The 15,867-nt window shown below is 32.6% G+C and carries 12 protein-coding genes; 8 read left to right on the forward strand and 4 right to left on the reverse strand.

Annotated elements, in window-relative coordinates:
* Positions 1-504 (forward strand): T9SS type A sorting domain-containing protein (locus OS191_RS03280; protein ID WP_267154291.1); only part of this gene is annotated, 504 nt, incomplete at its 5' end.
* A gap of 160 nt (positions 505-664) precedes the next feature.
* Here OS191_RS03280 and OS191_RS03285 read toward each other — a convergent pair.
* Both OS191_RS03285 and recG read right to left on the reverse strand, forming a co-directional pair.
* Complete coding sequence (locus OS191_RS03285) at positions 665-2,413, reverse strand: N-acyl-D-amino-acid deacylase family protein (RefSeq protein ID WP_267154292.1); 1,749 nt, start codon at positions 2,411-2,413, stop codon at positions 665-667.
* A gap of 432 nt (positions 2,414-2,845) precedes the next feature.
* Entirely contained in the window at positions 2,846-4,984 is a 2,139-nt protein-coding gene (gene recG / locus OS191_RS03290; protein ID WP_267154293.1) for an ATP-dependent DNA helicase RecG, read from the reverse strand.
* An 81-nt stretch (positions 4,985-5,065) separates the two neighbouring features.
* Between recG and OS191_RS03295 the strand changes: the two genes are divergently transcribed.
* Together OS191_RS03295 and OS191_RS03300 are read left to right on the forward strand one after the other, a co-directional pair.
* Positions 5,066-7,066: a M1 family metallopeptidase gene (locus OS191_RS03295; RefSeq protein ID WP_267154294.1), complete on the forward strand. Its 2,001-nt coding sequence runs from the start codon at positions 5,066-5,068 to the stop codon at positions 7,064-7,066.
* The gene (locus tag OS191_RS03300) at positions 7,067-7,975 is read left to right on the forward strand and encodes a patatin-like phospholipase family protein (RefSeq protein WP_267154295.1); all 909 of its coding nucleotides are present in this window, start codon (positions 7,067-7,069) and stop codon (positions 7,973-7,975) included.
* Positions 7,976-8,033: 58 nt separating this feature from the next.
* Here the strand turns inward: OS191_RS03300 and OS191_RS03305 are convergent, their stop codons facing one another.
* Complete coding sequence (locus OS191_RS03305; protein ID WP_267154296.1) at positions 8,034-8,555, reverse strand: DUF7935 family protein; 522 nt, start codon at positions 8,553-8,555, stop codon at positions 8,034-8,036.
* A 247-nt stretch (positions 8,556-8,802) separates the two neighbouring features.
* Here OS191_RS03305 and OS191_RS03310 point away from each other — a divergent pair, with 247 nt between their 5' ends.
* From OS191_RS03310 to OS191_RS03330, 5 genes are all read left to right on the forward strand, one after another.
* The gene (locus OS191_RS03310) at positions 8,803-9,030 is read left to right on the forward strand and encodes a hypothetical protein (RefSeq protein ID WP_267154297.1); all 228 of its coding nucleotides are present in this window, start codon (positions 8,803-8,805) and stop codon (positions 9,028-9,030) included.
* A 5-nt stretch (positions 9,031-9,035) separates the two neighbouring features.
* Positions 9,036-9,836, forward strand: coding sequence for a prolipoprotein diacylglyceryl transferase (locus OS191_RS03315; RefSeq protein WP_267154298.1), 801 nt, complete (start codon positions 9,036-9,038; stop codon positions 9,834-9,836).
* A gap of 4 nt (positions 9,837-9,840) precedes the next feature.
* The gene (locus OS191_RS03320; RefSeq protein ID WP_267154299.1) at positions 9,841-10,533 is read left to right on the forward strand and encodes a putative metal-binding motif-containing protein; all 693 of its coding nucleotides are present in this window, start codon (positions 9,841-9,843) and stop codon (positions 10,531-10,533) included.
* 131 nt (positions 10,534-10,664) lie between these two features.
* A complete protein-coding gene (locus OS191_RS03325; RefSeq protein ID WP_267154300.1) occupies positions 10,665-13,526 on the forward strand; it encodes a sensor histidine kinase in 2,862 nt (953 codons plus the stop codon).
* A complete protein-coding gene (locus tag OS191_RS03330; protein ID WP_267154301.1) occupies positions 13,523-14,263 on the forward strand; it encodes a LytR/AlgR family response regulator transcription factor in 741 nt (246 codons plus the stop codon). The genes OS191_RS03325 and OS191_RS03330 overlap by 4 nt, the downstream gene beginning before the upstream one ends.
* Here the strand turns inward: OS191_RS03330 and OS191_RS03335 are convergent.
* Positions 14,256-15,821, reverse strand: a complete 1,566-nt coding sequence (locus OS191_RS03335; protein ID WP_267154302.1) for an FMN-binding glutamate synthase family protein — start codon at positions 15,819-15,821, stop codon at positions 14,256-14,258. The two genes, OS191_RS03330 and OS191_RS03335, sit on opposite strands and share 8 nt — an antisense overlap.
* Between the last annotated feature and the right edge of the window lie 46 nt (positions 15,822-15,867).

The following is a 15,867-nucleotide window of genomic DNA, read 5'->3' on the forward strand; positions in this document are numbered from 1 at the left end:
ACCTTGATCATTGAGCAAACAGCAGCAACACCAGAATTTACGGTGACAGCAGCAGGAGATTACACGATTCATACTTTGGTAGCTGAAGTGACAGATAACACCGACCCTAACTATTTAGACTTAAGTGTTATTGTACCAGGAACCACTACAGGAGGCGATGTTTTAAATATCGTAACAAGCAATGGTTTATGTGCAGCTTTAGATGTAGCAGGCGCACCAATCATGGTTGTAGAGAATTTAAGTATTGATGATAATGAATTGATTGATAGTTTAAAACTGTATCCAAATCCTGTGATAGATAATGTAACTTTAAGCAATTCTAAAAGTATAAATATCCAATCAATTAAATTGTTTGATATATCAGGAAGAGTTGTAAAGAGCATTAATGTTAATAGTAATTCTTCACGTATAAATATTGATATTTCGGAACTTGCTAGTGGCTCATACTTTATGATACTTGATTTGGACATTACTCAATTTAAAAAGCAGTTAATTAAAAGATAGATAGAGTAATTAATTGTTAAAACTAAGAGAAGCATCAACTTTATAGTTGGTGCTTTTTTTTTAATGTATTAAGATTTCTTTTATATTAAAAACCCTTAGGGACTAATGGGGGTATTTACTAATATAATTACAAATATTCTTACACTTACCATCCTATTCTTTAAATAACTTTCTCTAAAAATCGCCCATATTTGGTTGCTTTTCCATAACCATCAACAAACACATCCTTTTCAAAAATGGTCTTTCCAGCAACCATAACTCGTGAAACTACGCCGTCATTTCTATTTACTAATCTTTCATGATTTCCAAATTCTTGAATCGTGCCCAGTTGGATCTCTTCGGTAACAGTGTGAAAGTTTTTTGGGTTTATTAGCACTAAATCGGCTACTTTCCCTTTGGCTAAATGTCCACAATCTAATCCAAACCAATCTGCTTGTTCTTTTGTAAGTCGCCAAACACATTTTTCCATGGACATGATGGGTTGGCCTTTATCGATAGACTCTTGAACGTTTTTTATCATTTTTAAAGGAAAATTATAAAAAGCCATATTGTTGAGGTGCGCTCCAGCATCCGAAAAACTAATCAGATTATATGGAAAGTTATAAAGTCTCTTGTATTTTTCTTTTCTATCATTAGCAATGGTCGTGGTCCATCTCATTTGTTTGTCGTATTGAATAATGGTATCTAAAAATAAATCGACTGGATGTTGGTTTTTCTCTTCGGCTAATTCATAGAAATTTTTCCCTATCATACTTGCATCTGGGCAAGCTATAATAGTAGATTTACTTAAATCTTTATGCCACACTTTTGGAGCAAATTTGTTCTTGATTTCTTTTTTAAAATTTGCTCTAAACTGTTCATCGTTTATAAGTTCATTTCTTGTATCTATTTCTTTAGCTAAGTGTCTTAGTGCTTCACCACTAGGGAATTCTTCGAACATAACAGAGTCTACGCCATCATAATATACCGTAAAAGGACAAGGTGGAGATTGCATTCTAAAATTGGCTTTTCCTAATACATTAATGGCTCTGCTGGCAAAAGCTAAGATGGGGTAAATATATCTATCTCCAATTAAATCCATCATGGCAATCATTGTGGTCTTTAGAGGTTTTCTAAAGAGCCCTGAACTAGCCAACATGTAGTTTAAAGCATTGAAACGCGTCACTAAATTTGGAGCACCTTGTAAAATAGCATCCCTTTTTCTTAAGATTTCGATAAGACTTTTTCGTTCTTTCCAAGAAGAGTAGAAGGACGGGGTTTTATGCGACCAATACCTGTCGCCATCCATTTTATCCCACGGATTATCCATTGTCGACAAGCCTAAAAACCCTTCATCTAATGCTTCGTTAAGCATCAGATTCATAGATTGTTTTTCTTGTTTGGTAGCTTTTTCGGAATGAGAAAGTGAGCGATCAATCCCCATTACTTTCATACGCATATCTGAATGCCCTACAAACGAAGCCACATTGATACCCAGGGGTAATTGGTTGATGTAATTTTTCCACTCCTTAGGCGAATTCCAGGTTTTTACTTTTTGAAGTAAAGGTAGCATCACTTCTCTTGGTATAGCTTCGACTCTTGTAAAAGAGTCTGAAGTGTCTTCCGGTGTGTTGTAAATAGCCGATACAGAACAACTGCCTAGTATAATAGAAGTAACTCCATGCCTAGCAGACTCTTTAAGGCCTGGCGATGCCAAAATTTCAGCATCATAATGTGTGTGTGAATCAATAAAACCTGGCAAAATCCATTTGCCTTTTGCGTCAATAATTTGGGTGGTAGCATTTTGTGTTAAATCTATTGACCCAATTTCTATGATTTCACCATTTTCATTTATTAATAGATCTTGTTGACTTGCTTTTTCATTTCTATTTCCAGAATAAAAGAGGCCGTTTTTTATGAGTGTGTTCATTTTTTTTCATTGATTATAACGACTTGATATGTAATCGTTGCAATGTTTTATATCTGATGATAAGCGAAGTTAGCATTTTTCAATCATAAAAACTAAACGTATAGATAAGTATGTTTAAGGAGTATAATTACAAAAACCCTTGTGTTTATTTGATGATGTATGCTACAAAGAAAATTGTTGTATTCTAGTCTGTTTTAGGTGTTATTCCGAATTCCTTTGGGAGCTCTCCCAAAAAGTCCCATATATAAAAATTGCAATAAAGGCGTTCTCGAATAGTCCCTGAATAAACCCCAGGTAAAACTACTTATAATAAGGTGTTTATCACAAAATGCGCTAAAAGTTGTAACAGGATGTTTTGATAAAATAATAGTTTATATTTTCTATAGTTATTACCCCTTAATCTATATAATATACTTTAATTGAATATAAAAATTAACTAATAAAATTCCAGATATTCTTATACTTTCCAAGCTGTTGATAGGTGTATAAGATGGTCTTATTCTCTGGGGAAACTAACCTGGGGTCATTCTGAAGTACTTTTTTAGCGTAAAATCTCGCCGACTGTAAGATGTCTTTGTCTTTTAATAAATCGGCAATTTTAAGGTTTAAAACACCACTTTGTTGAGTTCCCATAATGTCTCCTGGACCACGAAGGTTTAAATCTACTTCGGCAATTTCAAAACCATCGTTGGTTCTGCACATGGTTTCAATGCGTTTCTTGCTGTCGTTGCTTAGTTTGTGGCTGGTCATTAAAATGCAATAGCTTTGTTCGGCACCACGTCCTACACGACCACGTAATTGGTGCAATTGTGATAATCCAAAGCGTTCGGCACTTTCAATAATCATCACGGATGCATTTGGAACATTTACCCCAACCTCAATAACCGTTGTGGCAACCATGATGTTTGTTTCTCCTTTAATAAAACGCTGCATTTCAAATTCTTTGTCTGCTGGTTTCATTTGTCCGTGAACAATTGAAATTTGATACTTAGGATGAGGGAAGTCTCTAACCACACTTTCATAACCATCCATTAAATCTTTATAATCCATTTTCTCACTTTCTTGAATTAAGGGATAAACAATATAAATTTGTCGGCCCTTTTCAATTTCATCTCTTATAAATCTGAAAACTTTCAGTCGGTTTTTATCATATCGATGAACCGTTTTTATGGCTTGTCTTCCAGGTGGTAATTCGTCGATGACTGAGATGTCCAAATCTCCATAAACAGACATGGCTAAGGTACGTGGAATTGGAGTTGCAGTCATTACTAAAATATGTGGTGGAGTAGCTGAAGTTTTAGGTTCATTCTGGTCAGATTGAGAAGGGCCTTTATGCCACAATTTACTTCTTTGTTCGACACCAAAACGGTGTTGCTCATCTATTATTGCGAGTCCTAAATTCTTGAATTTAACCTTATCTTCAAGCAAAGCATGTGTGCCAATTAAGATGTCTAATTCGCCGTTTTCAAGAGATTTGTGAATTTCTTTTCTTTCTGAAGTATTACTTGAACCTGTAAGAAGTTTTATACTGATATTTAATTTGTTAGCTAGTTCTTGTAATCCATTATAGTGTTGGACTGACAAAATTTCAGTCGGAGCCATCAAGCAAGCTTGAAAACCGTTATCAAGTGCCATGAGCATTGACATGAAGGCTACTATGGTTTTTCCGGAACCCACATCTCCTTGTAGAAGACGATTCATTTGTGCATTACTGCCTAAATCTTGCCTAATTTCTTTTAAAACACGTTTTTGTGCATGGGTTAGTTCGAAGGGTAAATGGTCTTTATAGAACGTGTTGAAATATGTTCCAACTTGTGTAAAAGGCAAGCCTTTAATTTTCGATTTATGGATTAAATTTTTCAGAATTAATTGCAGTTGAATGTAGAATAATTCTTCAAATTTTAATCGGAATTGCGCTCGTGATAATTGCTCTTGATTTTTCGGAAAATGGATGTTAAAAACAGCTTCAGATTTAGATATTAATTTGAGTTCTACAAGTATATTTTCGGAAAGGGATTCTACAAATCGTCCCTTGGTTTCTAGAAACAATTGTTGCATGATTTTATTAATTACCCGATTGGTAATTCCCATGTTCGACAACTTCTCGGTAGATGGATAAATGGGTTGCATGGCAGAGCGTAAATTCTTTTCATGTTCTTCCATAAGCTCCATATCTGGATGTGGCATACTAAAAACACCATTAAACCAGTTGACTTTGCCAAAAATAACGTAAGGTTTTTTAAGCTTTAGGCTTTCTCTAATCCATTTTTGCCCTCGAAACCAAACCAATTCCATGATTCCAGTGTCATCTTTGAAGGTTGCAACCAAACGTTTTCCACGTTTTTGAGTCACTTCTTTTATACTAATAATTTCGCCAATCACCTGCACTTCAGCATTGTTGCGTTGTAGTTGGTTGATTTTATAATATTGGGTTCTGTCTAAGTATCTGTTTGGGAATAAATTAATTAAATCTTGATAGGTGTGAATGCCCAATTCCTTCCTGAGTAAATCAGCTCGATTAGGGCCGACACCTTTTAAATAATCTATGGGAGTTTGTAAATTAATAGACATAACACGAATATAAACCTTAATCTCGAAACTATAAACTTCAAAATTTATGTATTTTAGTCAAGCAGTTGAAACCGTAAATCTATGAAATATCTTCTTGTATCCATTTTTTTGTTTTTTGTGGCAACTTCTTATTCACAACAACTTGAAAATGTTGATTTTACTCATGCTGATGTTCGTTTGAGCTTTGATTTGGATTCGTTTAAAGTCCATGGCCTGATAAATTATCAATTTAAAATATTGAAAGATGTAGATTCTGTTTATCTGGATGCAATAGCCATGAATTTTGATGATGTATTGTTAAATGGTAAAAAAGTAACTTTTAGAAATGATGGTAAAAACCTTATTATTTATTCTCAATTTAACGCAATCCAAAACTATCTGTTAAGTTTTAAATATGAAGCAGAACCTAAAAAGGCGCTTTACTTTGTTGGGTGGGAGAATGAAGCCCCAAACCAAATTTGGACTCAAGGTCAGGGAAAATACACGAGTAATTGGTTGCCTAGTTTAGATGATACCAATGATAAAATTGAGTTCGATTTATCTATTAATTTTAATAGTGATTATGAAGTTGTTGCAAATGGAGTCCTTGTAGATAAAGAGGTTAATGCTGAAAACACGATCTGGAAATTCGATATGAAAGAACCTATGTCTAGTTACTTACTCGCTTTAGTTGTTGGAAAATATAATGTTCACAAGGAAACCTCAAAAAGTGGCATTCCTTTAGAAATGTATTATTATCCTGAAGATTCTTTGAAGATGGAACCAACCTATCGTTACAGCAAACAGATGTTCGATTTTCTGGAAGATGAGATTGGTATGTTATATCCATGGCAAAATTACAAGCAGATTCCAGTTCATGATTTTCTATATGCAGGAATGGAAAATACGAGTGCAACTATTTTTTCTGATGGGTTTGTAGTTGATTCCATTGGGTTTGTAGATAAAAATTACGTGAATGTGAATGCACACGAACTAGCCCATCAATGGTTTGGAGATTATGTTACTGCAAAAAGTAGCGAACACCATTGGTTGCAGGAAGGTTTTGCTACTTATTATGCACTTTTAGCAGAAAAAGATGTTTTTGGAAAAAACTATTATTACTGGAGGTTGTATGAATATGCTCAGGAATTGATGGATCAAAATAGGTCTGGAACAAGCACCTCTTTACTAAATCCAAAATCTAGCAGTACCACTTTCTATAAACGAGGCGCTTGGGCGTTGCATGCTTTAAGAGAGGAAGTAGGAGATGAAGCCTTTACGCACGCTGTTAAAAACTATTTGAAAGCTCATCCATTTGCAATTGTAGAAACAACAGATTTTATTTCTGAAGTAGAAAAAACTAGTGGAAAAGATTTAACGCAATTTGTTGACATATGGTTAGTGCAAATAGGGTTTCCGTTTGAAAAAGCAACTGAAATTTTGATGCAATCGGCTTTTATTCAAGAGTATGACATGGTAGACTGTGAATTAATGACTTCTAAATGCGATTATTATTTAACCGCTCCAATTTCAGATCAAGCTAAGCAAAAGGTTATTTCTCAGATGCCTAATAAAATTACCTCAAAAGTGTTTGAGGGTTCTTTAAAAACAAGGCAAGCCATTGCTCAGCATGTCGATAAAATTCCTTTAAACCTCAAAAAAGATTATGAATCCTTGTTAAAAGATCAGTCTTATTTGACTATTGAGTCAGCCTTATTTCATTTATGGATAAACTTTCCTGAAGATAGAGAGGTTTATTTAAATGAAACTAAAGATATCATTGGGCTAAGTGATAAAAATGTGAGACAACTTTGGTTGGCTCTTGCTATATCTACACCTTCGTATCAACCAGAAGTTAAAATGGATTTTTTAAATGAATTAGTCGGTTATTCCAATCCAAAATATGGTTTTGAGGTTAGGTTGATGGCGTTTAATTATTTGAGCTCTTTAAGTATCTTTAATGATAGTGTGTTATCTAACCTTGTAGAGGCATCAAATCATTACAACTGGCGTTTTAAAAAATATGCCAAAAACATGTTGGAGGTCTTATCTGATAATCCGGACTATCAAGAAGTTATTTTAAAATTGCAAAATTCTAATTAAATGAGAGCATTAGTAATTTCTGGAGGAGGAAGCAAGGGGGCATTTGCAGGAGGTGTGGCGCAATATCTTATTGAAAATAAGAAACTTCATTACGATTTGTTTTTAGGAACTTCAACAGGAAGTTTGTTAGTATCTCATTTGGCTTTAAATCAAGTAGATAAAATAAAAGAGATTTATACCAATGTTAATCAGCAAGCTATCTTTAGTGTTTGTCCCTTTATGATTAAGAGAAAAAAGGGAATGGAGACTATTAAAATCAATCATTTCAATGTTTTAAGAAACTTGTTGAGAGGAAGTAAAACTTTTGGAGAAAGTTATAATCTGAGAAAATTGATTAAAAAAACCATAAGTCAGGAAGAGTTTACAGAGTTAAAAGTGTCTCAAAAGGACATTGTGATAACAGTCTCAAACTTATCACTCAATCAAGTAGAGTATAAATCCATAAAAGACTTTGATTACGATGAGTTTTGCGAATGGATTTGGATTTCATGTAATTACACGCCATTCATGTCACTAGTTCAAAAAAATGGTTGCGAATATGCCGATGGAGGTCTGGGGTCCATGGTTCCAATAGAGGAAGCTATTAAACGCGGGGCGACACATGTGGATGCGATTATTTTACAAACCGAAATCACACAACTTAATAGAATGCCTTCTTTAAACGCCTTTTCTTTATTGACAAATATGTTCGCCTTTATGTTGGATAGAATTGAGAGTCAGAATATTAGAATTGGAAAATTTGTGGCAACAAATCAAGATGCAATTATCAATTTTTATTATACACCAACCGTGCTTACTACCAATTCGTTAGTGTTTAATAAAGAAAAAATGAATTTATGGTGGCAAAGTGGCTTTAATTTTGCTAAATTCAAAAACCAATCTATTAGTCCATTAGAATCCGAGAAATAGTTGTAATGTACTGTAGAATTATTCCTTTTAAAGAAAATTAAGACAACATTTTTAGGTTTTACCACATATCGCTTACCTCTTGTTTAATAAAAGATAGTGCAGCATCGCTAGGGGCTCTTTTTTCCATCATTTCAGTTAAAATAACTTCTCTGAGTTTGTTGGAAGTATCTGTTTTTTCTAATAGGCTCGCTTTTCTTATAAGTTGAATTGTAGCGTTTTTTGCAGCTGTTATAATGTTCCAGCAATCATCGCTTAAATAAATTTGTTGCGATAGATTATGATCAAATTCTTGTTCAATTGCCGCTATAATTAAAGCCTCATAATCTTCTTTATTCGAAGAGTTTGGACTTATTCTTATAAGTAATTTAGAAGGCGTAATTCGTTCTAAAAATAAGGCCATACGCTCGTAAGCTTGTAAACGTAATGGCATGGTATTTACTTGCATGTCTTTATGTAGTAAAAAGCGTCTTCTGCCATCTTCATTCTTAGTGTGTTCTTTAAAAAAATAATAAGCTATTAAACCAGTAATTAAAGTGGGAATAGCAAACATGAATAAGTCAATAATTCTATCAGAGTCCATAAGTAGTTTGAATTATTTAGAGTTGTGTTTTTATTAGTACAAACATAAGTTTTTTTTATAATAGGACAAATTATCAGGTCATAGAATGAAAGTATGTTTTCGTTAGACCAAAACTCCTATTCCTTATATGTAAACATGTAGTCAAAATATTACGTACTATTTTGCATACGCTATTAGTCAGAAAACTTAAAATCGTCAGTAGGGAGGGACTTATTAATTTGCTGGCGATTTTTTTAACCTACTTATTATGAAAATAAAATTACTTTTTCTTGCATTAATTTGCAATCTATGTCTTGTTAAGGCTCAAAATATTAATATTCCTAATTTTGATTTTGCAACCAATTTAAATGGATGGACGTTAACTGGGAATAACGTGAGTATGTCTAATTCCAATGGAAATTTTCCAATGTGGTTTATATTTTTACAAGTAGAAACTACACAAGGTATTTCAACCAAAAAAATAGTTAAACAATAGGTTTTATGTTTCCAGAACTTTTCAGCTTTTCACTACCCGAATTTCTATCACGTACTCTTGGAATACAGGAAATAACCATTTATTCTTATGCGGCCTTAATTGCTTTAGGGACATTGGTAGCAGCAATTTATACAAAAAGGCGAGCAAAAAATGAGTTGGGAATTAGCAATTTATCAAACACATTTTTCTATTGCATATTTATTGCTGGTTTTGTGGGTGGAAAACTATTTTATTACCTACAAGACCCATTACTATATCTTCAAAATCCAAACTTAATGTCTGATAACTTTTCGGGAGGTTTTGTGTTTTATGGTTCATTTGTAGCCATCATCCCTTATATCATCTGGTATTTAAAAAGGCATCAAATACCTGTTTTACCCATGCTAGATATTTTTGCAATAACAACAACTATTGTACACGCTATTGGACGAGTAGGCTGTTTTGCGGCAGGATGTTGTTATGGTTCTCCAACAGAAAGTGGATTCGGATTGGTTTTTCCAACAACACAAAACATAGCAGTTCACCCAACGCAATTATATGAGAGCAGTATGATATTTGCCATTATGTTAATACTGTTGGTAGTTAAAAAATATCAGCAATTTAAAGGACAGGTATTTCTAATCTATTTAATGCTATATGCTTTTGGAAGAGGGATTTTAGAACTTTTTCGTGGAGATGAACGCGGTTTTATTATAAATGATATTTTATCACATTCTCAATTTATAGCAGTTTGCCTTATATCTGCATCCGCTTATTTTTATTATAAATTCTATAAACAAATTAATATAAACACAATTAATACTTAAAATTATGAAAACAAGATTTTTAAAAACAATTTTACCAGTACTGCTGTTAGTAACAGCAGTATTTATTATAGGTTCTGGTTGTTATGGAGAACCAGATGATTACTCCTATAATTTTTGGCCTGATCTAGATCAAGATGGTTTTGGTGATGCTAATGTAAACGGAACTATGTATACAAATGCTGATGCACCAGCAAATTATGTAAGAGATAATTCTGATTGCGACGATGCAAATGCAGCTGTTAATCCTGATGCAGTAGAAGTTCCCGATAACGAAATCGATGAAAACTGTAATGGACTTTTTGGATTGACTTTTTATAAAGATGATGATGAAGATGGTTTTGGAGACCCAAATAATAGCGGTGTTTTCGAAGTGAATTTTGGAGATCCTGCTCCAGGTGGTACGTCTTATAACAATGCAGATTGTGATGATACAGACCCTATGATAAACCCTAAAGCAGATGAAATTGTAGGTAATGATAAAGACGACAATTGTGATGGTAATTTAGATTTCTTTGAAATTTATGCAGATAATGATGGCGATGGTTATGGAGCGGGTAGCCCATTAGCACCACCAGCAAATGGTGTTCATAATAATTTAGACTGTGATGATGCTAATCCAGAAGTTCATCCGTATGCTATGGAGAGAGATAATGGTATTGATGATGATTGCGATGGTTATGTAGATGAATTAATTTAATATTATTAATTTATTAAATCCATTACATTTGTAATTCACTTAAAGAAATTCTATTGGAACAAAAAAAATACCATATCACAATTTTACCCTTGTGGATATGGTATTCTTTTTTTTATAATGAACGTAAAAATTTGAATAGAATAGCAAAAACCAATTATCTTCTGTATGCTTTTCTTTTCTTAAGTGCCTTTTTATATGGACAGCAATTTACCAATTACACCACAGAGGACGGCTTACCAAGTAACCATATCTACAAAATAACGCAAGACGAAAAAGGCTTTTTATGGATTGCTACAGACAAAGGTTTGGTTAAATATAATGGTAATTCCATGAAAATATTTACCACCAAAGATGGTTTGGCAACTAACGATGTATGGGAAGTCTTTCCAACTCCAGATGGAAAGCTATGGTACCTCTCCAAATCATCTAAATTAGGATATATTGAAAACGATCGTGTCTACGCTTTTGAAAGCGAGCAAAAAGGCGAAATTTTTAATCCTATTTTTTCAAGTCAAGTTGGTAATACAATCTTTTTAACAAGTTCTAATACATTTCATATTTTAAAAGATGAAAAATGGAAGCTTTTAATGACATATCGTTTAGGAAGTTCTATTGCGACTAATAGTTATATAGAGCATCCAATTGTTTCTAGTTTTAAAACGACAGAATTTCTGGACTCTGTTTTTGTTCAAGATAAAAACAATAAAACTATTAAAAGCTATGACTTTAAAAATGTTTTAAACAGGATTCATAAAAGAGGTCAAATTACAGATAGCTTATTTTATTGGGTAAATGATAAACAATACTCCATTCTTAATTTGAATACGTTAAAACTATATAAACGAAATTTTAAGGATGAATTAAAATTTGAGCAATCGAAACACGTAAGAATAAATGTAGTAAATAACGAAATACAAATATCCGGTAATGGATTTGTAGGTGTTTTAGATGCTGATTTTCACATTAAAAATACGTACTATATACCTGAACATTTAAAAGCACACTTTGGGCTTATAGATAAAACAGGATCTATTTGGATAAGTACTTTTACAGATGGTATTTATTATCTACCTATAGAAAAGCAAAATATAAAATATTGTTTAACAGGTGATAAAGTAAATAATATCAAGAAGGTAAATGATAAAATTATTGCTAATGTTTTTAATAAGGGCTTTTATAAATATGAACCATTTATAAGTGACTTCTCACCATTTATAGAAGAAGGCGAATATTTATTTAATGCGACTTTTATAGATGAGTTGGATACCGAGTTTTACATGTCTAGTCGTCATGTTAAAACGGTGAAAAAAAATATAGTTAAAGATGTTCATGTGCAGGACATGGTTTATCTTATGAACGATAAGGCTCGTCAACTTGTTTTTTATAACGATTATTTGTTTGGACAATTCTCTTTAGGAATCAATAAAATTAATCCAAATAAATTTAGTGTTGAGGTAGAATATCTCCAAAGTGGGATTAATGAATTGTTAATATTCAACGATAAATTTTTAGTAGCTACATCCAGCGGATTAAAGGAATTTAAAAACAATGTATTTTCCTCTATTTTATTTAATAATCAGGAGTTTAATCAATCCATATTAAGTATCAATAAAATTTCAAAAACAAAGATTTTGTTAAATACAGATGGATTTGGTTCTTATATTACAGATTTAAAAACTATTAAGCAACTCCCAAGTTCAGAGTTTCTTATTGTAAATAACGCTTATATTGAAAACAATACTATTTGGTTAGCTACCGAGTCTGGTGTTTTAAAGTATACAAAAATAAATGATGAATTTGTTTTTCAAATGCTCATAGATAAAGTGAGTGGGCTACCATCTAATAGTGTAAACAATGTTATTGTTAATCAAGAGAACCTTATGGTAGCTACTAATAACGGAATTGCTATTTTGCCAATAAACGTAAAACAGAGAACCCAGTTATTAGATGTTTATATTGAGAATGCTTTGTTTAATAGTCAGCCTATTACAGACAGTAATTCTGTATTTAAATATGAAGACAATAGTAACCTAAACTTTAAAATTTCTAATATTAATTTTGCAGAAACACAGAAGAATTTATCCTATAACTACAAATTAGAACCCATTTATAAGGATTGGACTCAAACCACAGTCAGTAATCTAAATTTTACTAATCTTCAACCAGATAGCTACACGCTTTTTATAGAAGCTCAAGGTTTTTCTAATAAAGTAAGCTTTACTATTCAACCTTTGTGGTGGCAGAAGTTTTGGTTTAAAGCCTTTATGGTATTACTGGCTATTATAATCATTGTATTTATATCTAGACATTTTGTAAGACGTTCCCAATTTAAAAAGAATCAGAAAATATTTGAGGATAAACGCTTATCGGAACTTCAGCTAAAAGCATTACGCTCGCAAATGAATCCACATTTTGTGTTTAATTCCTTATCGGCAATTCAATATTATATTGGAGAGAATGACTTTGAAAAATCAGAATTATATTTGGTGAAATTTTCAAAACTAATCAGACAATTCTTTGAGCTTTCTAAAGAAAACGAAATCTCGTTAGCAATAGAATTGAGTTTGCTTAAAAACTATCTAGAAATTGAAAAATTGCGATTTAAAGAAAAATTAGATTTCACCATCCATGTAGACCCTAACTTAGATACAAAAAACACGAAAATCCCAACCATGTTATTACAGCCAATTGTTGAAAACGCAGTAAATCATGGAATTTTTAATAAGTTAGAAAATGGTTTAGTTATCTTGAATTTTATATACATAGAGCAACGCACCTTTAAAGTAGAAATTATAGATGATGGTGTAGGTTTTGCAAATACCAATAACAGACAAAGTGATGATGTAAAATCGTCTAATGTGCTGCATGATAGATTGCATTTTTTAAATTATTCTGAAAAATGGGAAATAGACTATAAAGCTGAAGAATTAAGCCCAAATAAAGCAGATAGAGGTAATAAATCTGTGTTTATAATTACTAAAAAACAAAAATGAAAAACATAACAGCCATATTAGTCGATGATGAAATTTCAAACCTTAAAGGGTTACAGAAAAAGGTTGAAAATTTGTTTCCTGAAATTCAAATTCTAGGCGCTTATCAAAAACCTGAAGATGCTATTGTTGTATTAGAAGAACAAGAGGTTAGTATTCTGTTTTTAGATATTCAAATGCCAAGAATAAATGGCTTTGAATTACTTTCAAAACTTACAGATGTTAACTTTCAAGTCATTTTTGTTACAGCATACAGCGAATATGCGCTAGAAGCTTTTAAAAAATCTGCTATAGATTATGTGTTAAAACCTATAGATAATAATGATTTGGTTACGGCAATTAATAAAGCTTTAGAAGTTATTAAATTAAAAAATGAAAGTGAAAATAATTTAAAACTGGTTAATCTTTTAGAAGAGAATATTTCTAACAACAACAAACTTATCATTCCAACACAAAAAGGGATTTCGTTTATTCCTCAGGAGGAAGTGCTTCATTTAGAAGGGTACGAAGGATATACTAAAATCCATATTACTAATAAAGTCACTATTATAAGTTCATATAATTTAGGAAAGTTTGAAAAACTATTAAGTTCTAAATTTTTTAAATGCCATAAGTCACATATTATTAACGTAGAAAAAGTGCGTCATTTCGAAAACGAAGGTTATGTTGTTTTAGATAATGCGTATCGGGTACCCATTTCTAAAACAAACAAAAAAGCATTCCTTGGTTTATTTAAATAGCTTTCTTAACACCACCTAAATAGATGCAATCTTTCAATTCTTGCATTCCATTAAAAGGAACAACCACTTTATGATACATGTAAGTGCTATCTAATTCTTTAGACAAGCTTTGATCGTCCACATTTACACTTATGTCGCTCATTTTGTATTGACAAGGATGTTCATATCCCGAAGCATGTGTAATTTCAATAAACTCTTTTCTAAAGGTTTTAAAATACTGAGCTAGTCTTACCGATTTCAAGGTTGGATCTATTCCACTTTGTAGCCATTTATTTTGTGTTGCAACGCCACTTGGACAGCGATTGGTATGGCAAATTTGCGCTTGGATACAGCCAATACTCATCATGGCCTCTCTAGCTACATTGATGCAATCTACTCCCATAGCGAAAGCCATAGCAGCTTTGGCAGGAAAGCCTAATTTTCCACTTCCTATAAATACAATACGCTCACACAGATCTTTATCTTTAAAAATTTTATACAAATCGCTAAACCCAAAAACCCATGGAAGAGATACATGGTCTGCAAAACTTGGAGGCGCTGCACCAGTACCACCTTCACCACCATCTACGGTAATAAAATCTGGACCTTTTCCAGTTTTAACCATGATATTTGCTAATTCTTTCCATTGATCTAGTTTTCCAATGGCAGCTTTTATTCCTACAGGAAGTCCGGTTGCTTCAGCAATTTGTTCAATAAACAACATTAATTCAGGAACGTTTGAAAAGGCTGAATGATTAGGAGGAGAGAGCACATCTTGTCCTAGTGGTACATGGCGAATATCAGAAATTTCTTGTGTTATTTTCGCAGCTGGAAGAACACCACCTTTTCCTGGTTTGGCACCTTGAGAAAGTTTAATCTCTATAGCCTTCACAAATGGATTTTTATTAACTAACTCTACTAATTTTTCTAATGAAAAAGTTCCGTCATCGTTTCGAACTCCAAAGTATCCCGTACCAAAATGAAAAATAACATCGCCACCATGTGAATGGTAGGGAGATAAGCCACCTTCTCCAGTATTGTGGTAAGCATCAGCCATTTTAATGCCTTTGTTTAAGGATTCTACAGCTCTAGCAGATAAAGAACCAAAACTCATAGCCGATACATTAATTACAGACCCAGGTCTATATGGTTTTGTACGTTTGTTATAAAGTCCCATCACTTTAGCACAAGGCAAAAAGCAATGGTCTGTATTGTTAGGGTGATCGAGACCTGTTTTATAAGGCATCATGGCGTTATTTATAAAAATATGTTGATGCGCATATATATCTCTATCGGTTCCAAAACCTTCATAATTGTTTTCTTTTTTAGCCGAAGCATAAATCCAACCTCTCTCTATTCTATTAAAAGGAAGCTCTTCTCTATTGTTTGCAACTAGATATTGCCTTAGTTCAGGGCCTATTTTTTCAAGCATATACCTAAAATGCCCAATAATAGGAAAGTTATGACTTATGGTATGTCGTTTTTGAACAAATACATCGCGAATAGCAATTAAAATAAGTATAATAAGAATCCATTGCCACCAACTGATGCTGCCTAAAAAGTTTAAAACTGAATTCATAATAATGAAGATTTGAAGTAAATATATTTAAAATATATATGAAAAA

Source organism: Xanthomarina sp. F2636L (genome assembly GCF_026410195.1).
GTDB lineage: Bacteria > Bacteroidota > Bacteroidia > Flavobacteriales > Flavobacteriaceae > Xanthomarina.